Raw genomic sequence first — 19,204 nt, forward strand, 5'->3', positions numbered from 1 at the left:
AATTAATATACTCATTTAAGGGTATTTAACGAGTCTTAGTGTCTCGATTATGTTTGCTCGGATTTACCTATGCTTGTTCCTCAGTTAAGAGAAACTTGCTGTTGCTTTCCAATCTTTCAAAGATCTTTGTATATTTTTAGCCCTGCGGCTAAGAACTTCTTTTTTTCCACCCCTTCATTTCTGAAGCGGGGCGCGAAGATAAGCGGCTTCTTCATTCCGTCAAAATGTTTTTTCAGAACATTTTGATTTGATTTTCAGGAAGTTAAGAGCTGTTTTTCTATCGAAGCGGGTGCAAAGATAAGAGCTTTTCGGCTACGCTGCCAAATCTTTTTTCTTAAAAACCGGCGGCTATTTTTTCACCCTTATTTTCCCCTCACCGTAAAGAACAACCGCCTCTATTTGTTTGGCGGGCCGCAAAGATACAAGCCCATCCATTACAAGCCAAGCCTTTTCTTTTCCTTCTTAACATTTTCTTTAGTTTACCCCCGTACGCCGGCCCTATCCTCCTTTCCTCCCCTGTTTACCGGAACGGCCTTTGCAGCAATTATTCCGTTGTTTTTACCTCAACCGCTTGCATATGGAAGAAACCCTGCAAAAAATACAGGCCTATGCCGACCAGGCGCATGGCGACCAGACGCGGAAATACTCCGCCGAACGCTTTATCCATCACCCCATACGGGTCATGGAAATGTGCCGCCAGTATACGGATGACCCTGCCGTGCTGGCCGCCGCCCTCCTCCACGACGTGCTCGAGGATACCCCGGTGACCAAGGCCGAGCTGCAGGCATTCCTGCTGACCGTCATGGACCCGCCCACCGCCCTGAAAACCGTACAGCTGGTGGAAGAGCTGACCGACGTCTACCTGAAAGAAAAGTATCCCTACTGGAACCGGCGCCAGCGCAAAACCCGGGAGGCGGCCCGGATCGCCAAAACCAGCGGCTCCTCCCAAACGGTCAAATACGCCGACATCATTGACAACTGCTCCGGCCTCCTCGCCAACGACCCCGAATTCGCCCCTACCTTCCTGCGCGAATGCAGCGACCTGCTGAAACGCATCCCCAGCGGCGACCGCCGCCTGTACCAGCGGGCCCGCGATTCAGTGGCCGCCTGCCTGCTCCAGGCCGGCACCCCGAGCAAACGGGGGCAAAACAACCGCTGGAAAAGAAAGAAACCCTGAACCCCTGCCCCGGCGCCCCCTTTTTCACCTGTTCGTCACCGAAAGCGAGCAGTCCCCGGGGAATGACGACAGGCATCCCAATCCCTGCCATAATAATGGTTTCAAATTTTGCTATATTGCCACACAGAGCCATATCATTTACTAAGGGATACGGAACTGGTTTACTTTATCGCGCCATATGGGGTCACTTTTAAAGAAACATACGCTTGCTTTCTTACTGGCTTATCTCCTCCTCCTCCATCGGCTGCATGCCTTTGACGGCCCGGCTACCTCTTACCTGGGTATCGAACAGGGCCTTTCCAATAATTCCGTCGTCTGCGTCTACCAGGACCATAACGGCTTTATGTGGTTCGGCACCTACGACGGCCTGAACCGCTTTGACGGCTACGAATTCACCGTCTTTAAACACCAGGTGGGCGACACTGCCTCCCTGCCGGGCAATACCATCTATTCCATTGAAGGCGACTCCAGCCACCGCCTCTGGATCGGCGCCCGCCAGGGCCTGGCGGTTTACCATCCCCTGCGGGGCTCCTTTTCCCCGGTCCGTTTTTCCGACTGGAGAAAGCTGAACAGCCTGCGGGTTTCCGGCAGCATCCAGCAGGTGAAAACGGATGCACAGGGCGATGTTTGGGTGGGCACCGAGCACCAGGGCCTGCTGCGGTTCCCCGCCGGATCACTCAACGGCATGCAGGTGCCGCTGCTGCACCGCTCTGCCAGGACCGGGGCCTACGCCGCCCGCTTTATGGAAACCCATCCGCAGAAAGGCCTCCTGTGGGTGTTCGTGGAAAACGAAGGCCTGGGACTATACGACAGCCGGCACAACGCCGTGCAGATCGTCTCCGCCGCCCAGAAAAAGATCAACGTGCTGCGGACCGACCGCCAGGGCCAGCTCTGGGTGGGCACCGACAACGGCCTGTACCGCTTTGATGCCGCTACCCGCCGCTTTTCCGCCAATTACCTGGCCGAACCGGCCCGCATCATCAACATTACTGCCGACCCCAACGGTATGCTCTGGCTGGCCTCCGACGGCAACGGCCTGCTGGCGCTGCCGCCCGGTGCCCCACAGGCCCAGCCCTACCTGGTGGCCGGCACCCGCAACCGGCTTACGAGCAACTCCCTAACCACCGTGTACCTCGACCGGCAGGGCCGCAAATGGATCGGCACGCTCCGCGGCGGCATCAACATTATCGAACCCCGGCCCAACCCGTTCAAAAGCGTTTTCTCCATCTTCGACCAGGCGGAAGAACCCGCCCGCAACTTCATCAACAGTTTTTGCGAAGCCCCGGGCGGCAACGTCTGGATCGGCACCTCGGGCGCCGGCCTGAAATACTGGGACCGCCACCGCGATACGTATACCTACTATACCCACCGGCCCCGGGACGAGCAATCGATCAGCAGCAACATCATTACCTACATGGCCCGCGACTTCGAGGGCGCCACCTGGCTGGCCACCTGGAATGGCGGCCTCAACCGCCTGCGCAAACCCGGCGGCCCCTTTGAACGGTTCGCCTGCGAAAACCCTTTTACCGGAGCCGAAGAAAAGAACGTATGGGTAGTCTATGAAGACCGCCACTGCACCCTCTGGGCCAGCACCACCAACAACGGTACCCTGTACCGGCTGAACCGCGACAGCAACCGGTTCGAACTCTTCGACCGTCGGCTGGAAAACCTGCAGTGCCTGGCGGAGGACCGCCGGGGCACCCTCTGGGGCGGCAACTACTCTTCCCTGATCCAAATTGACCGGCAAGGCAGACGCCACCGCTTTTTTACCATCGGCTACCCGGTGCGCTCCATATTGGAAGACCGGCAGGGCAACTTCTGGGTGGGCACCGACGGGGCGGGCCTGCTGCAGTTCGACCGGCAAACCGGCCGCTATACCCGCTACACCACCGCCAACGGCCTGCCGGGCAATACCATCCTCCGCATCCTGGAAAGCAACAAAGGACGCTTGTGGATCAGCACCTTTACCGGCCTGTCGCGCTTCGACCCGCAGAAAAAGGAATTCCGCACCTTTTCCCTGGCGGAAGGCGTGCCCAACAACCAGTACAACTTTAACGCGGCCGGCAAACTGAGCACGGGCGAGTTCCTGTTCGGCGGCATCCGCGGCTACACCTACTTCAACCCCGACAGCGTGGTGGACTTCGAAACCATGCCCGAGGCGCAACTGACGGGCCTGAAGATCAACAACGAGCCCATCGAACAGGACGACTCCTATATCTCCAAAAAAACCGGAGACCGCATCGTAGAGGTAACGGTGCCCTACAACCGCGCCATGATCACCCTTTCCTTCGTAGCCCTCGAATACCGGGCGCCCGGCAACATCCGCTACGCCTACTGGCTCGAGGGCTGGGACAAAGGCTGGACCGATGCCGGCAAAATCCGAACGGCCCACTACTCGCGGCTGCGGGAAGGCACCTACCTGTTCAAACTGAAACATACCAACGCCGCCGGCGTCTGGAGCGCCGAAAAAACCCTGCTGCGGGTGGTGGTGCTGCCGCCCTGGCACCGCAGCTGGTGGGCCTTCCTGCTGTACCTGCTGGCGGCGGGCCTGGCGGTGAACCAGTATTTCCGCTACACCAAAAAGCTGGAAGTGCTGGTGGCCGAACGCACCCGCGAGCTGCAACGCTCCAACGAAGACCTCCAGCAGTTTGCCCACGTAGCCTCACACGACCTGAAAGAACCGGTCCGCAAAATGAAAACCTTTACCAATTTCCTGACGGAAGCGCTGGAAGGACGGCTGAACGACCGGGAAAAGAATTACCTGCACAAGGTACACAGCGCCGTGGACCGGATGTTTATCATGATTGAAGGCGTGCTGGCCTACTCCACCATCAACGCCCAGGAGCAAACCTACGAACCGGTAAACCTGAACGAGGTGCTGAAACATATCGAGTCGGACCTGGAGGTGCTGATCCACCAAAAAGCCGCCGTCATCCAGCACGCTCCCCTGCCCGTCGTGGAAGGTGCCCCGGTGCTGCTGTACCAGTTGTTTTACAACCTGATCAACAACTCTTTGAAATTTACCAAACCCGGCCGCCCGCCGGTGATCGCCCTCTCCAGCGAAATCTTTTCCAAACAGGGCAAAGAATGGGCGCGGATCATCGTTAAGGACAACGGCATCGGCTTTGACCAGAAATACGCGGAGCGCATTTTCGGCACCTTCACCCGCCTCAATGCCAAGGACAAATTCGAAGGCACCGGCCTGGGCCTGGCCTTGTGCAAAAAGATCGTGGAACGCCATGGCGGCTCCATAGCAGCCCATTCGCAGGAAAACGAAGGCGCTGCCTTCGAGATCCTGCTGCCGCTGAAACGGCTGGAAAAAAAGTTATGAGCGCAGGAGGTTTCTAATAGGCATATTGGGTAAAAACGGTATCCAGCACCACCGCCGTGCGGAAGATGTGGCCGCCGGCACCCAGGGTGCCGTACCCGGCCTGGACCACCGCACTGTAATCGGCCGGCCCGATATTGCCGGAAGTGGGCTGGTAATTAAAATCATACAGATCGGTAAGCGTGGCCTGCACTTCCAACGTATCCAGGATCGCCTTCCCGTCGGTGCGGCAGCCCGCGGCAATGGAGATCCGGCCCGTCAGCGTGGCGGTACCAAAGGCATTATACAGGTCCTTGTCCAGGGCCGGGGCGGAAGAAACATACCGGATCAGGGAGGGCAGCTCCAGCACCAGCCGGCCCGTTTGGCAATTGCCTGATTTTATGCGCTGCAGGTTGTTGTGCAGCAGCGTGCCGATCACTTCCCGGAACGCTTGCGACGCCCGGATATCCGCCCCCAGCACCGAACCTTTCGGAAAGACGAAATTCCGCACCAGGGCCCGGCCGGAGGCATCATAGTCGAAGCCCACCTGATAGGACAGGCTGGACCGCAGTTTCGGTTCCAGGTCGGCCAGCGGCAGGTCGGACCAGTTGTAGGAGCCGCCATAATTAATCGGCTGGTGCTGCAGGAAGCTGCGTAAAAAGGCACCGGCCCGCTGCAGGCCGGAAAGCGCCAGTGCCAGCTGCAGCACGCCCATAGCGGATGTATAGGCTTTCTGATTAACGATCGCAAAGGTCCCGTCCGACAAGGACGAGGATTCCCCGCTATCCACCAGGTTGTTCTTGTTGGCGTCCACCCAGGCCAGGAGCATATATTCCTTTAAGGGCAACGATCCCCCCGTCTCCAAAGTCATCTGCACGGAAGCGGTGGTACCGGAAAGGCTGCCCTCCCCATACACCTCCTGGTGGCCGCTTTCCGCGGAGGCGAAGCGAACCTTTACATAGGGCAGCAGGGCCGGATCGGACACGGAGATCTCCGCGCCGGCATAGGCCGTGGCATTGTCGCGGGTGCCCATCAAAATGCGCCGGTCCGCATTGCCGTCCGTACCGGCATTGCCGCCCCCTCCTTTTTGCAAAAAATTCAGCTCTTTGCCGGAAGCAAACTGCTCCGACCAGAATTTCGTGATAGCCACCGTACCCGAAGGGGGTTTGGCGTTTTCCTCACCGGGCTTCCGGCAGGCAACCCACAGAAGGCAGATCAAAACAAGCGGCAGGGACATACCTGGGTTAGACGTGCGTATCAAGGGACTAATTTTAAAACGTTTGTGGTAAAAAAACCGTTTGCTTTTTTAGGGCGGGATTGCAATAGAAGGAACAAGGGATCGATGGGAACAGGAAGACAGGGCCGGCGCCTTCGCCACAGCCTCTGCAAGTATACACAAAAAACAGGGCCTTGTCAAGATGCCCGCCGGAAAGCAAAAAGGGAAGAGGCCGTGGCACTCTTCCCTTTCTCCCTGGAAAAAATGATGTTTATTCTGTGGGGTTGTTGAGGATCTGCTGTGCAATGGTTTTTTTCAGGTTCATTTCCGGCAGGTTGCCCGGGTTCGAAAAAAAGCGGGGCGTGGCAAACTGAACGAAATTATGCAGGAAGGTGAAGTGGTCGCCGGCCAGGGTACGCACCTCGCCGTCATGGGGAAAGACCGTATATACATTGACAAACTGGAGGTCGGGAAGGCCCAGGTCGATAGACTCCACTGTATAGGAAATCTTATGCCCTTTCCCTTCGTAAGGAACACTGATCGTCTTTACATTTTTCATGGTCAATCGTTTGCCCGGTAAGTTACCGCTTTTCCAGTGAAGCACCACTTGGGGAAAGAGGGAATTAGTTAATTGGTTCATTGGTTCATTGGTTCATTGGGCAGGGGGAACAGTCCTTAAAAGAAAAGGGTTCAGAACCTTTAAAAAGTTTCGAACCCTTGGTCGCAGGAATTTTCCCTGCAACAAAACTATTTCTGCCTAATGCCCAATGAACCAATTAACCAATGAACCAATGAACCAATGAACCAATTCCTACTTACTGGAGAAGTCCCTTAAATGCCGGCAGCAGGTAGTCTTCCAGTTCCTTGAAGGGAATAAACAGCGTGATCTCACCCAGGGCGTAGGGAGCGATCTGGTAAGGAATGTAATTGAAGCCGATGCCTTTGGCCGTTACAAAAAAGTTGTCGGTGGGTTTCAGGTGATTGGAAAACAATCCTCCTGCGGTGAGGGAGTCCTGCGGGTTGAGCCGGTAGCGTTCGCGGAAGCTTTTTTCCAGCAGTCCCTCCAGCTTTTCGCACCCAAACCGGCTCAGGATGTCGGTCAGGGCCAGGGTCTTTTTCCTCATAAGGTCCACCACGGCGTAGGTGGTGCCGTAATTGCTGTGCGCCCCGCCCACGTAGGAATAATTGATGCGCGCCAGGGTCACCAGCCGGGGCGACTGGTAGACAAATACCAGCCGGTCGGAAACCGTCATGTTGTAGGGTGCGCCGGCCACACTGGGACCCGGCCGTGTTCCTTTGTTGTACTCATCGAGGTAACCGGCCAGGAACGAACGCTTTTCCTTCAGGAACCATTCACCGATCTCCTCCTGCTTGTCGGAGCCGCTGCAGAACGACTGCCGGATCACCTCCTTCATAAAATTTTCCATCGGCCCGTTGCCCAGGGGCCAGACCGATGCCGCCTCGAACAGGGCGCCGGGCACATCCTGCTGGTCCGGCTTTACCGAGCCGGTGGTATAGACGTAGGTGCAGCCGACCGGCGCTTTCATTTCCACGGCCAGGAACGAAGACGACAGGCTGTCGCCGGTTTTTTTCCAAAACCCGGCCGCCCCCGATGAGGTTAAAGAAATGGTAAATTCCTCCGTGGGCCGTCCGCCGGTGAAGCTGGCCAGCCGGATATTGTCGGTGCCGGCCAGCGACTGGCCGAAAAAATAAATGGGTTGCTGGCGGGCATTGTAGTAATAAAAGCCCAGGTAATGGTTGCCTGCTTTGTGCAGGTGCAGGGTCACCGGGAAGCGATCGATATTGCCCGCCAGCATTTTATACCAGCCGGAAGGTGCCGCTGTTTGGGAAAATCCGTAAAAGCAGGTAAGTAAAAAGAAAAGCGTAAAGATTCCTTTCATGTCTTGGTTCGTTTGGAAGGTGAATAAATATAATTCATTTGTCCTTTTACACGAAGGGGCGGAAGCTGCTTTCCTAAAGATGTAGGCAGTACTGTTGGTTTTCACCGGTGCAAACGGATAAGGCCCGGGGAGTGGTTACCAGGAAGGCCGGAATGGGTGGCATAACTTTTTTTTCAGAGCGTGGCGGCCTTTGGACGATAAAGATAAAAAGACCGTTCCAGCCATCCTCCTGGCGGCCGGGTAAGGAAAAGCGCCGCTCGCCTGCCTATCGTTCAGGGGTAAGCGGAAACATTTGAGGAGGATGCCTTCCCCAATTTTGAAAACCGGAAAGGGCGGGCCGCGAAAAGCAGGGACATGAAAAAAGCCGGTCGGCAACCAGCTTTTTTCAGGGTACTATATGGCGATGATCGAAGCGTCGCTATTTTGTCTTCAGCTCGGCTTCGGTCACGTATTGCTTGTGGCCTTTTTTATCCACCCAGTAATACCGCGATTGTCCGTCAATATAGATGGTTTCGCCGCTCGGTCCGGCTTTGCCGTCCACCGTTTTGTCCAAAACCTTGGAGGCGCCTTTGGAGGTCACCTCGGCCGTTTTATGGGCCGCCTTCTTTGCACCTTTCTTGATTCCCTTACCGGCATCCTTTACCTCTTCTTTCACCTTTTCCTGCGCCGAGGCCCCGGAAGAGAGCCCCAGGAACAAGGCGAACAATCCTGCACTGATGATCTTTTTCATAACAACAAGGTTTAGTGATGATTAAAAAGCTCTGTTTTTTTATATCTGTGAATCCTCTCCTTCTAAAATAGTGCCAGTAGCAGAGCAAACCGTCCCAAAAAGGAAAAGCCGGCAACCGCCGGCTCTCCTAAAAAACACACGCTATGACAGGTAACCCGGGGTTCACTTCTGCGAAACCTCGGCGGGGCGCAGCGTGGGATAGGTAATGCCCAGCTGCTCCAGGTACGTTTTGTATTTGTCGGGGTTATAATAAAAGGCCTTCATCCGGGGCCGGTACTCTTCCATGATGCCCTTGTTCAGCTCGATGGCGGGCTTGTCGGTGGCCGAGATCAGCGGGATGTATTTCGTTTCTTTTGTCTGCACCTTGTCGAAATAATCCTTGGCGGCGGTCAGCACTTCGGGCTTCAGGAACATGTCCAGCAGGGTCATGGCCTCGGCCTTGGCGCCGGCGGTAGCACCTTTGTGGGCGATGGGGGTAGCCATCGAAATGGCGTTGGCCCAGTGGTGGCCCGGCAGGCCGGGGATGTTGGAGGGAAAGCGCAGCACTACGGTGGGCACGGTCCAAGAGATGTCGGCGATATCGTCCGAGCCGCCGCCCATGGAGAATTTTACGGGCGTGCCGATGGTATCCACTTTGGAATCCAGGCCGTCGATGGGGCGGCCGCGGCCGTCCGTTTTGGGGGCGCCAACTTCTTTCTGCACCGCCCGGGCCAGGGTCTGGTCATCGGCGCTCCACTGCGGCAGGCCTACGGCCTTGATGTTTTCGTACATAGTCTCGGCGATGGGCTTGTTGAAATGTCCCGGCCAGGCGCTGCCCAGCACGGTATACGACATCTTGGTGCCGGTCATCATGGCCGCTCCCTTGGCGATGTTGACGGCGTCGTCGTACATCTGCTTGATCTTGGGATAGGTGCGTTCGCGGAAGTAGTACCAGACAGCCGATTTGGAAGGCACCACGTTGGGCTGGTCGCCGCCGTCGGTCACCACGTAGTGCGACCGCTGGGTGGGTTCCAGGTGCTCGCGGTGGTAGTTCCAGCCTACGTTCATCAGCTCCACGGCATCCAGGGCGCTTTTGCCGCGCCAGGGGGCGCCGCCGGCATGGGCCGCCTCGCCGTCGAAGGAGAATTTCACCGACACCAGGCCGTTGCCGCCGCCATCGCCATACGATACGCCCAGGTTGCTGGCCACGTGGGTAAAGATGCAGGCGTCCACGTTCTTGAAGTAGCCGTCGCGGACATAATAGGCCTTGGTGCCCAGCTGCTCCTCGGCTACGCCGGGCCAGAGCACCAGGGTGCCGGGAATGCCTTCCCGCTCCATGACCTTTTTCAAGGCCAGCACGGCGGTGATGTTCAGGGGCAGGCCGCCGTTATGGCCTTCGCCATGGCCGGGGGCGCCTTCGATGATGGGGTCGTGGTAGGCCACGCCGGGTTTCTGGGAGGCTTTGGGGATACAGTCGATATCGCTGCCCACGGCAATCACCGGTTTGCCCGAGCCCCATTTGGCGGTCCAGGCGGTGGGGATACCCGCCATGCCCATCTCGATGGTAAAGCCGTTCTTTTTCAGGATATCGGTCAGGTAGCGGGAGGTTTCGCTTTCCTGGAAGCCCAGCTCGCCATAGCTGAACACCATGTCCACCATCTGCTGGGTCAGCACTTTCTGGTTTTCAATCTCGGCCATCAGCTCCAGCTTCAGCGCCTTCAGCTTGGCGGCGGAAACTTTCGGGGGTTCTTTCTTCCCGGGGGGATCTCCGGGACCACCGGCCAGGGCCGCTACAGGAACCACGGTATTCAGTCCCAGCAGCACTGCGGCGCCCACGCCCAGCAGCCTGCGGCTGATTGCTTTTCTTTCATTCATAACAGTAATTTTTTGAGGTGACTCTTTTGGGAAAAAGGAATTGGTTAATTGGTTAATTGGGGTATTAGGAAGGGCGGAAACGGTTCTAAACTCAGAAACTCAGAAACATAGGAACCCAGGAACTTTCTCCGAACTCGTAAACTCAGTTTTATTCGCACATCATCCCAATCGGGGCTCCGTCCGGCATGGAAACCGGCGTTCCGGGCAGGGGTTCGGCGGGGTTCATTTCAAAGTTCTTGATCTGCGCCACTGCAAAGGCGTAATGGGCCTGCCAGTCCTTGCCTTTGGCGGTGGTGGCCGACAGCCATTGCTCCAGCTCTTTCACCTTCTGGCCGGCGATGGCACGAACCTGGGGCGCCGCATCCTTGTTGGCCGACAGGCTCACCAGCTGTTGCAGCAGGCGGATGTTCACGGCCCGGCTAATCTCGCCGGCATAGCCGTCCTTCTCCCCTTTCTTCCAGGTGGCGGCGACCATGCGGTCGATGAGGTCGTTTAGGGAAGGCTGTTCGGGGTGCAGGGCGTGGTGGCCGAGGATGCGGGCCGCCCGCTGGGGGTCGAGGATGAGGCCGAAGGTCATGCCGGCAGCGGCATCTGCCGGCGACAGCGGGTCGAAGGTCATGCCCGTGAAGCCCTTAAAGGTTTCCCGTTCGTTCTTGTTGTAGCCGAAGGGTCGCGGCGGGATCAGGTCCACTACTTTGGACGGCAGGGCCAGCGCTTCGGGCTGCACCGCCGCCATCAGGGCGTCGAGGGCCCGGTACTGCTCCTTAGCCGGCACCAGCAGGTTGGGCTTCTGGCCGTCGCCGCGGAGGGCGTAGGTGTAGTCCACGCCGCCCAGCACCTTGGCGGCTGCCTCCACCTGGTAGCGGTGGAAGAAATACATCGGCACCAGCACTTCTTCAAGGGTGGCTAACGGGGCGCCGGTGGGGATCTTTTTTTCCGAAAAGCCGTTGAGCACCACGGAGCGGACCTTCATCACCTCGTTGAGCTCGTCCACGGCGTTTTTACCGTTGTCCCAGAGGTGGGTATTGGGGTGGGCGCTGCTGGTGGGGCGGGCGTCCTGGTCGGTCAGGAAGCGGAGGCCTTTTTTCATATAAGCCTGCACCAGGCCTTCCAGCTCCTTTTTCTCGTCGGTTTTTTGGGGAAACTGGCGGTAGGCCAGGGTGACGGCCACCTTGTCCCAGTCGCCGATGCCCTTGGCATAGGCGTCGGACAGGTCCACCTGGTTGTTCTTGCCCAGCTTCGCCTGCGGGTGGGGGTAGTCCATTACGGAGGCGCGGTCGGTGGTGGAGGCGATGTAGTTGTGCGGCAGGCCCAGGGTATGCCCTACTTCGTGGGCCGCCAGCTGGCGCATGCGCTGCATACACATTTCCACGATCTGGGGCGAGAGCGGCTTGCCGTCCTCGAAGTCGGCCAGCAGGCCCTGGGCGATGAGGAAGTCCTGGCGCACCCGCAGCGAGCCGAGGGTGACCTTGCCCTTGATGATCTCGCCGGTGCGGGGGTCGGTGATGCCGCCGCCGTACGACCAGCCGCGGGTGGAGCGGTGCACCCACTGCACGAGGTTATAGCGGATATCCATAGGGTCGGCATCCGGCGGCAGCAGCTTTACCTGGAAGGCGTTTTTGAAGCCGGCGGCCTCAAACGCCTCGTTCCACCAGGCCGTGCCTTCCACCAGGGCGCTGCGGATGGGTTCGGGCGTGCCGGGATCCACGTAATACACAATAGGTTTTACGGCTTCGCTGACGGCGGCGTTGGGGTCTTTCTTTTCCAGGCGGTGGCGGCGGACAAAGCGCTTTTCAATGGGTTCGCTTACCGGGGTGGCATAGTCGAAATAGCTGATGCTGCCGATGCCGGCGCGGGGGTCGAAGGCGCGGGGCTTGTATTGGTTGTCGGGCAGCTGCACAAAGGAAAAGTGCTGCCGCAGGGTAACGGCGCCCGGCGTGGGCACCACCTCGCGCAGGTAGGTGCCGGCGCCCTCGCCGGTGAGGGTGGTGGTCACCTCCACCTCGGTGTTCAGGGGAAAGTTCTTGGTATAGGGCAGGTAAAAGGCGCAGCGCTGGGGATCGATGCGGTACACGCCCTGCTTGGCCCGGCTGATGGCCGCCGCCGCCCCTACGGCATCCTGCTGCAGGAAGAAGGCGGTGGCGTCCACCAGCACGCGGCCCGGCTCGTCGGCTGCCACCTCGAAGCCGGCCAGCACCGAGTGGGCAAAGGACTCTTCCACCGCCCGCTTTTCCATTTCGTTGTCGGTGGTGGCGCGGTAGTCGTAGTTCTGTTCGGTCATCAGCACCTTGTTGCCCGAGCGCTGGAATTTTACCACGTGGGAAGGCCCCATTTTGCCGCGGTCCAGGCCAATGTCGTTGGAGCCTACGCCGGCGGAAAGAGAAGCAAAATAGAGGATCTCGGTATCCAGCTTGTCGATTTCGAGGAACAGCCGTCCTTTCTTCGCATCCCAGTACATGGGGATAAAGCCGGGCAGGTGCTGCATGCCCGCGGTAGCGGCAGTTATGGAAGTGGCCTGTGCCTTTGCTTCGGCCGGCGCTTTTGCCTGCTGCGCCAGCACGGGGGAAAGGGAAACGGGAAGAAGGAAAAAGGGAACGATCTTTTTTATCATGTAACGATTTTTAGGGTCAGTGGTCAATGGTCATTAGTCAATGGTCAGTGGCTCTTTCCCACCGGCTTCACCGCTCCTCCTGCCGGGAACGGCCGGAGTTTGGCGCACAAGCCGCAGTGCCCTGGAGCGGTAGCAGCATCGGTGGTTTTCTCAATCATTTTTGCATATTGCCAATGGCCTATTGCTTATTTGGTTATCAGCAGCTTATTGGTCAGGATCTCGTTGTTGGGCAGGGGAAAGATATAGGCGGCGTTGGAGGGTGCTACCGCGGGCGATGACAGGCTGCTGCTGCCCTTGGCCGGGATAGTCAGCAGGTTGCGCAGCAGGTCGTTGGAGCGGAAACCCTCGCCCAGCAGCTCGATGCGGCGCTCTTCCCAGATGGTCTGCACCAGGTCGGCGGACAGGGCCGTCTTCTGGGCCGGGAACACGTAGGAGGCATCGGAGCGGTGGCGAACGGCATTCAGCAGGTCGGTGGCCAGCGGCAGGTTGTTGGTCTTGGCCAGCGCCTCGGCATAGTTCAGCAGCACCTCGGCATACCGGATCACGGGCACATAGTCGGTATACGGGGCGGGCTTGTTGTACTTTTTCAAAAAGGTGGCCCCGCTGGCAACGGTCAGGAAGCCGCGGCGGCTGTCGGTGGCCCGCCAGCCGGTATTGCCCATGATGCCGGAGGGGTTCAGGCTGTATTCGGCATTGCCGTTCGGGGCGGCATTGAAGATATAGCCCAGGGAGTTCTGGCCGGTAGAGGAGTTCAGGTCGGTCATAGGCAGGGAAAAGATGGATTCGGTGCTGGTATAGTTGGAGGCAAAGATCGCCTGGATGTCGGTAGCCAACTGGTGGGCCACGCCTGCAGGCGCTTTATAGGGTGCCGTGGCCGGAACGATCTTGCGGGCTTCCTCGATCACTTTGTCGTAGAGGCCCATGTTGAGGTACACCCGGGTCTTCAGGGCGATGGCGGCATTCTTATGCGCCCGGCTGGCGTTCAGCAGGTCGGAGGTATAATTTGCGGGCAGGGCGGCTTCGGCCTCGTCCAGGTCCTTGAGGATCTGCGCATATACTTCGGCGACAGAGCTGCGGGCCAGGTCGTTGTGGGCGGTGGAGGTCTCTCCTGCCAGGCGCAGCGGCAGGCCGGCCGAGGAGCCCCCGTCCTTTACATAGGGCTGGGCATACAGGGTAACCAGGGTGAAGTAGCTCAGGCCGCGTAAAAATTTCCCTTCGGCCGCGAATTGGGTGGCCAGGGCAGGCGTCACCTTGGCGTTGTTGGCGGCCAGCCCGTCGAGGAAGACGTTGATGGCGTTGATGGCGCCGTAGGCGGCGGTCCACAGGTTCTGCACCTCGTTGGAGCTGGAGTTGAGGGTGTGGCTCCAGCTGTCGTAGCCGGTAAAGATGTTGGCGGTGCGGTTGAGGAATTCCTCGCCCCGGAACTCGCCGTACATCACGTACTTGCCGCCGTAAAACTGCGGGTCCTTCACCTTGGTGTACATGCCGTTCACCAGTCCCAGCACCCGCTCGGGGGTGGAAAAGGCCGTGGCGTCGAGGATCGAGGTTTCGGGCGCCGGGTTCAGCATTTCGGATTCTTTTTTACAGGAAGCCAGCGCAGCCGCCAGCACCAGGCTGATACCTAAACTTTTTATGGAGAGCGTTTTCATGTCTGATGTTTTTGTGTTGGAAGGAGTTTTTCGGGAAATCGGACAGGTGTTGCCCACCTGTCCGATTTTTTTATTGGAGGACCATTCACTCTTAGAAACCTACGTTCAGGCCGAAGGTGAAGGTGCGGCCCTGGGGAGCGGAGTTCTTGTCCACGCCGGGGGTCAGGTTCGAGTTGCCGTTGGAGGAGATCTCGGGGTCGGAGCCGCTATAATTGGTCAGCATAAAGGCGTTGAACACCTGGGCGTATACCCGTACCGAGCTGAGGCCTGCCCGGGCAATCAGGTCCGTCGGAAGGCGGTAACCCAGCGAGGTGGTTTTGAGCTTCAGGAAGTCGGCCTTTTCCACGTTGGCCGAGATGGGCCAGGAAGAACCGTTCGACAGCAGGTCGCCGTACACTACGCGGGGCACGTCGGTCACCTGGCCGGGGGTGGTCCAGCGGTCAAGCACCTCGGTGCTGTTGTTCCAAAACCGCTGGTCGCGCAGGGTGGCCCGGGTGCCGTTCTGGATAAAGTTGCCACCGGAGAAGGTGAAGCTCAGGTTCAGGTCGAAGTTGCCCCAGTTCAGCGAGTTGTTGAAACCGCCGTACCAGGTGGGCAGGGCGTTGCCGAGGATGTAGAAGTCTTCGGCGGTGATGGCCGGGGCCGGCTTGCCGTCGAGGTAGGTCCAGCGGCTGCCGCCAGCGGGAACGGCATGGCTGTACTGCACCTGCTCCCCTGCCTTGTTGACAAAGATTCGCTGGCCGGTAGCTGGGTTCACGCCGTTGGTCTTGGCACCGTAGAGGCTGCCTACCGAGTAGCCCACGCGGGTGATGTTGGAGGTTTCGGCAGCGGTGGAAGTAGAGCCCACGATGTCGAGGTTGCCGCCGGCCAGCTCGGTTACCCGGTTCTTGATGGTGGTGAAGTTGATCGAGGGGGTCCAGGAGAACCTTCCCTTCTTCACGGCCGTGCCGCTGAGCGCGAATTCATAGCCGCGGTTGTACATCGAGCCCACGTTCACCAGGATGCCGTTGTCGGGAATGCCCTTGGAAGGTGCCTGGGGCGCATTAAGGATCAGGCCGTTGATGTTGTTGTTAAAATAAGTGGCCTCTGCCTGCACCTTGCCGCGAAACAGGCCCAGGTCCACGCCGATGTTGGTCTGGTCGGAAGTTTCCCAGCCCAGGTCGGGGTTGCCGGCCTGCGAAAAGTTCCAGGTAGCGGCATTGCCGTAAAGCGAGGAGTTGTAGAGCATCAGCGAAGCGTACTGGTTGGTCAGGTTGCCGTTGCCTACCCGGCCCCAGGAAGCCCGCAGCCGCACGTTGTTGGCGATGTCATACAGGGACGAGCTTTTGTAAAAGTCTTCCGACGACAGGGCCCATCCGCCCGAGATGCCGCCGAAGTTGCCGTATTTCTTACCCGATCCCAGGGCGCTGTTGCCGTCGCGGCGGAAGTTGATGGTAAAGAAATACTTGCTGCGGAAGTCGTACGACAGGCGCGAGAAGGCCGAGGCGTAGGCTTTATCCGAGATGAGGTTGTTGGTGATGGGCGTGATGCGGCCGTAAGAGCCTTCGTAGTCGTCAAAGAACAGGTCGGACGCCTGGGTGCGGGAAGCGCCCCAGCGGGTGTTGTGGAACGACTGCACGTCATAGCCGGCCAGCAGCGACAGGTTGTGGGTATTGGCGAATTTCTTCGAGTAGCCCAGGGTGTTGGTCCAGTTCCAGCTGTTGAAGCGCGAGGCCACGTTGGTGGCGGTACCGCCGTTGGCAAAGCCGGGCCCGTGGACGGGGCTGTTGAACAGCTTATTCTCCACCTGCAGCAGGTCCAGGCCGTAGCTGGTCTTGAACTCGAGGCCCTTCAGCAGCTTGGCGGTGGCCCCGAAGGTACCCAGGATGCGGTCGTTCTCGGAGGTATATCGGTCCAGTTCGAGCAGGGGTACGGGATTGTAAAAGTTGCTCACCACCCGGTTGTTGCCCATGCCCATGGTATTGGCGCTGCTGATGTTGTAGGTGCCGTCGGGGTTGTAGGGCGACACATTGGGGGCGGTCAGCCAGGCCAGGCGGGCCACGCCGTTCAGCTGGAAGGCGTTGCCGCTCAGCGAGCCGGTATTGGGCGAGGCGTTGTAGCTGTTGTTGTAGCTGACGTTGCCCGAGAGGCTCAGCCAGTCGTTGGCTTTATGGTTGACATTGAAGCGGACGGTCTTGCGCTGGAAGTTGTTGGTCTTGATAAAGCCGTCCTGGTTGCTGTAGTTCAGCGAGAAGTAGTAGGTGGTGGCTTCCGAGCCGCCCGAGATGCCCAGGCTGTGGTTGTGCGCCACGCCGGTGCGGTACACCTGGTCGTACCAGTTGGTATTGACGATGTTGCTGTCGGCATCGTAGGTGGGGAAGAACAGGGCCGAGGCCACGCTGGCGTTGTTTTCGTTGCCGGTGAGGATTTTGGAGTTGAGCACCGCTTCGTTCTTGATCATCATGAACTGCTCGGCGTTCAGCATCTTGGGCAGGCGGATGGGTTTGGTCACCCCTACCCAGCCTTCGTAGGTCACCTTGGCGCGGCCGCTCTTTCCTTTTTTAGTGGTAATCAGCAGCACGCCGGCAGCGGCCCGCGAGCCGTAGATGGAGGTGGAGGCCGCGTCTTTCAGCACGCTGATCGACTCGATGTCGGCGGGGTTGATATCGCCCAAGGGGTTGTTGGTCACCGTGGCGTTGGCCGATACTTCGCCGGTATTGATGGGAACGCCATCTACCACCACCAGGGGGTACGAGCTCAGGGAGATGGAGTTGATGCCGCGGATGCGGATGACGGGGGCGTTGTTCAGTACGCCGTTGGGCTGGGTAATGTTGACGCCGGCCGCCCGCCCGGCCAGGGCCTGGTCAAAGCTCTGCACGGCGGCATCCTTTAATTTATCCCCCGAAACGGAGGCGGCCGAGCCGGTAAATTCTTTTTTCGACTGGGTGCCGTAGCCGACTACCATCACTTCACTCAGGGACGCTTCGGCGGCGCCCAGCACCACGGCCAGGGCGCCGGATTTGCCTTTCAGCGGCACTTCTTTGGCCTTAAAGCCTACGGAGGAAAAGATCAGCACGGCATTATCGGCGCATTTGACCGAAAAGCCGCCCTGGGCGTCGGTGGTGGTGGCGATATTCGATCCTTTTACCAGTACCGTTACGCCGGCCAGCGCTTCGCCTTTTTCATCGGTCACTTTACCGCCAATGGTCACGGGCGGCAGGTTGTGGGCGACAGCCCCGGTGGAAGGGCCGTCTATTTCCCCGGCATTTACCTGCAGGCACGCCGTCAACAGGAACAGGGCGGTCAGTTTCATACATCGGTGGGTTGTGGAGGGAAGCTGCTGCCGCATGCCTTTACCATCCTTAGAAATTCGCATTTTTTCTCGTGCTTTGGGTTTAGGGTTAAACATTGGGTTTGGTCAGGGAATGCCCGGCCGGAGCGGAAACAGGGTTCCGCCGGGATCGTTCCGACTGCCAGGTTCCCACCTGGCGCTTCCGTATGGCTGAATGATGCTTTTTATTTGATGCCCGGTCCTTCATCGCCCAGCAGGCGCTTCAGGAGGGTCTTTGTTTCATCCCGCAACCGCAGGGCCGCCGCGCTTTGTTCGTCTTCGAACAGGGGCGGCCTGTTTTCGTAAGAAGCGTACCAGGTTTCCACCAGCCGGCGTTCGGCCTCGGTACACCTGCCGCTGCGGTATTTTTCCAGGATGTCAGCGGTGATTCGGTTGTCCACTTCTTCTTCTTTTTAAGGGTAAGCGTATGTAAAGAACAAATATTGATTCCTAATATCCGTGTCCTTTTATAGTTAAACGATCTTAAAATTCTTGACCGCCATTATATTTTTAAACTTTTTTTAGAAAAAACAATGTCGTAACTTTGATTGTCAACAATACACTTTAAATGTAAAATTTTTTAATCCGATGGCCGATCTTAAGAAATGTACCGACAGTGAAATTTTTGGATTGCTGAAAATGGGCGATATGGAAGCATTTGACACCATCTATGACCGTTACTTCATTTCCCTGCTGAACGCGGCGTTCAAGCGGTTGCGTTCGCGGGAGGATGCCCGCGAGGTGGTGCAGGATGTATTTGTACAATTATATATGAAGAGAGAGCAGATCGGGCACACCCAGAACCTGCCGGCCTACCTGCACACGCTGCTGCGCAACCGGATCATCGACCGCTTTCGCGAGGAGCTTTCGCGCAAGAAGCGCCACGACCGGCTGAAGACGATCCATCCTTCCGTGGTGAACGAGGAGCACGAGGCAGAGATCGACGTCAAGTTGTTGCAGGAGGAAGTAAAAGGAGTGATCGACGGGTTGCCCCAAAAATGCCGCGAGGTGTTTGTGCTGAGCCGGGTCAACCATTTGTCGCACCACGCCATTGCCGAAAAGCTGAAGATATCGGTGAGCACGGTGGAAAAGCACATGGGCAAGGCGCTGCGGATCATGCGGGAGCGGATCGGCACCTACCAGCTCAGCCGCGCCGTGGTGGCGGGGGGCATGCTGATCACCGACCTGTATGCCTGTTTTCACCCGGCAGCATGAACATTTAAAGAATTTAGGGGCATAAAAAAAGCCCGCTTTTCAGCAGGCTTTCATCAATAGGTTTTTCCGCTCAAAGATCATCGTAATTGCCAACCTGGCGGTAAAAGGATTTCCGGCCTTTTTCCTCCCGGCTTGCTTCCCTGCGGGAAGTAGACGCAGGCTGCTCCTGGCGGGAAAGCTCCCGGGAGCGCTCGCTCCTTTCGCGTACTCGGGAAGGTTCGGATCCTGTTCTTT

At 58.2% G+C, this 19,204-nt stretch carries 12 protein-coding genes; 3 read left to right on the forward strand and 9 right to left on the reverse strand.

The annotated features are described in order from the left end of the window. Positions 1-577 precede the first annotated feature (577 nt). Both V9K67_RS13390 and V9K67_RS13395 read left to right on the forward strand, forming a co-directional pair. The gene (locus V9K67_RS13390; protein WP_336723249.1) at positions 578-1,177 is read left to right on the forward strand and encodes an HD domain-containing protein; all 600 of its coding nucleotides are present in this window, start codon (positions 578-580) and stop codon (positions 1,175-1,177) included. Between the two features lie 178 nt (positions 1,178-1,355). Then, a complete protein-coding gene (locus V9K67_RS13395; protein ID WP_336723252.1) occupies positions 1,356-4,508 on the forward strand; it encodes a ligand-binding sensor domain-containing protein in 3,153 nt (1,050 codons plus the stop codon). A gap of 13 nt (positions 4,509-4,521) precedes the next feature. On the opposite strand, the gene V9K67_RS13400 is transcribed toward V9K67_RS13395, so the two are convergent. The 9 genes from V9K67_RS13400 to V9K67_RS13440 form a co-directional block, all read right to left on the reverse strand. Next, a complete protein-coding gene (locus tag V9K67_RS13400; RefSeq protein WP_336723253.1) occupies positions 4,522-5,634 on the reverse strand; it encodes a hypothetical protein in 1,113 nt (370 codons plus the stop codon). 337 nt (positions 5,635-5,971) lie between these two features. Beyond that, the gene (locus V9K67_RS13405; protein ID WP_336723255.1) at positions 5,972-6,259 is read right to left on the reverse strand and encodes a hypothetical protein; all 288 of its coding nucleotides are present in this window, start codon (positions 6,257-6,259) and stop codon (positions 5,972-5,974) included. Between the two features lie 256 nt (positions 6,260-6,515). After that, positions 6,516-7,601 (reverse strand): RsiV family protein, encoded by a 1,086-nt coding sequence (locus tag V9K67_RS13410; protein WP_336723256.1) that lies wholly within the window; start codon positions 7,599-7,601, stop codon positions 6,516-6,518. Positions 7,602-8,019: 418 nt separating this feature from the next. Then, a complete protein-coding gene (locus V9K67_RS13415) occupies positions 8,020-8,331 on the reverse strand; it encodes a hypothetical protein (protein ID WP_336723257.1) in 312 nt (103 codons plus the stop codon). Between the two features lie 162 nt (positions 8,332-8,493). Next, positions 8,494-10,185, reverse strand: coding sequence for a peptidase dimerization domain-containing protein (locus tag V9K67_RS13420; protein WP_336723259.1), 1,692 nt, complete (start codon positions 10,183-10,185; stop codon positions 8,494-8,496). 148 nt (positions 10,186-10,333) lie between these two features. Continuing rightward, complete coding sequence (locus tag V9K67_RS13425) at positions 10,334-12,796, reverse strand: zinc-dependent metalloprotease (RefSeq protein WP_336723260.1); 2,463 nt, start codon at positions 12,794-12,796, stop codon at positions 10,334-10,336. Between the two features lie 185 nt (positions 12,797-12,981). After that, positions 12,982-14,445, reverse strand: a complete 1,464-nt coding sequence (locus V9K67_RS13430; protein WP_336723262.1) for a RagB/SusD family nutrient uptake outer membrane protein — start codon at positions 14,443-14,445, stop codon at positions 12,982-12,984. Between the two features lie 91 nt (positions 14,446-14,536). Beyond that, positions 14,537-17,737 carry a SusC/RagA family TonB-linked outer membrane protein gene (locus V9K67_RS13435; RefSeq protein WP_336723265.1) on the reverse strand — a complete coding sequence of 1,067 codons (3,201 nt, stop codon included), beginning with the start codon at positions 17,735-17,737 and terminating at the stop codon, positions 14,537-14,539. 203 nt (positions 17,738-17,940) lie between these two features. Beyond that, entirely contained in the window at positions 17,941-18,156 is a 216-nt protein-coding gene (locus V9K67_RS13440; protein ID WP_336723267.1) for a hypothetical protein, read from the reverse strand. Between the two features lie 187 nt (positions 18,157-18,343). Between V9K67_RS13440 and V9K67_RS13445 the strand changes: the two genes are divergently transcribed. Next, positions 18,344-18,970 (forward strand): RNA polymerase sigma-70 factor, encoded by a 627-nt coding sequence (locus tag V9K67_RS13445; RefSeq protein WP_336723269.1) that lies wholly within the window; start codon positions 18,344-18,346, stop codon positions 18,968-18,970. Positions 18,971-19,204: the final 234 nt, after the last annotated feature.

The organism is Huijunlia imazamoxiresistens (genome assembly GCF_037132455.1).
Lineage (GTDB): Bacteria > Bacteroidota > Bacteroidia > Chitinophagales > Chitinophagaceae > Flavisolibacter > Flavisolibacter imazamoxiresistens.

What these genes read in the sequence shown, in the direction of transcription:
- V9K67_RS13390 (WP_336723249.1), top strand. Translation starts at nt 578, where the DNA reads ATGGAAGAAACCCTGCAAAAAATACAGGCCTATGCCGACCAGGCGCAT.
- V9K67_RS13395 (WP_336723252.1), top strand. Translation starts at nt 1,356, where the DNA reads ATGGGGTCACTTTTAAAGAAACATACGCTTGCTTTCTTACTGGCTTAT.
- V9K67_RS13405 (WP_336723255.1), bottom strand. Translation starts at nt 6,259, where the DNA reads ATGAAAAATGTAAAGACGATCAGTGTTCCTTACGAAGGGAAAGGGCAT.
- V9K67_RS13410 (WP_336723256.1), bottom strand. Translation starts at nt 7,601, where the DNA reads ATGAAAGGAATCTTTACGCTTTTCTTTTTACTTACCTGCTTTTACGGA.
- V9K67_RS13415 (WP_336723257.1), bottom strand. Translation starts at nt 8,331, where the DNA reads ATGAAAAAGATCATCAGTGCAGGATTGTTCGCCTTGTTCCTGGGGCTC.
- V9K67_RS13420 (WP_336723259.1), bottom strand. Translation starts at nt 10,185, where the DNA reads ATGAATGAAAGAAAAGCAATCAGCCGCAGGCTGCTGGGCGTGGGCGCC.
- V9K67_RS13425 (WP_336723260.1), bottom strand. Translation starts at nt 12,796, where the DNA reads ATGATAAAAAAGATCGTTCCCTTTTTCCTTCTTCCCGTTTCCCTTTCC.
- V9K67_RS13430 (WP_336723262.1), bottom strand. Translation starts at nt 14,445, where the DNA reads ATGAAAACGCTCTCCATAAAAAGTTTAGGTATCAGCCTGGTGCTGGCG.
- V9K67_RS13435 (WP_336723265.1), bottom strand. Translation starts at nt 17,737, where the DNA reads ATGAAACTGACCGCCCTGTTCCTGTTGACGGCGTGCCTGCAGGTAAAT.
- V9K67_RS13445 (WP_336723269.1), top strand. Translation starts at nt 18,344, where the DNA reads ATGGCCGATCTTAAGAAATGTACCGACAGTGAAATTTTTGGATTGCTG.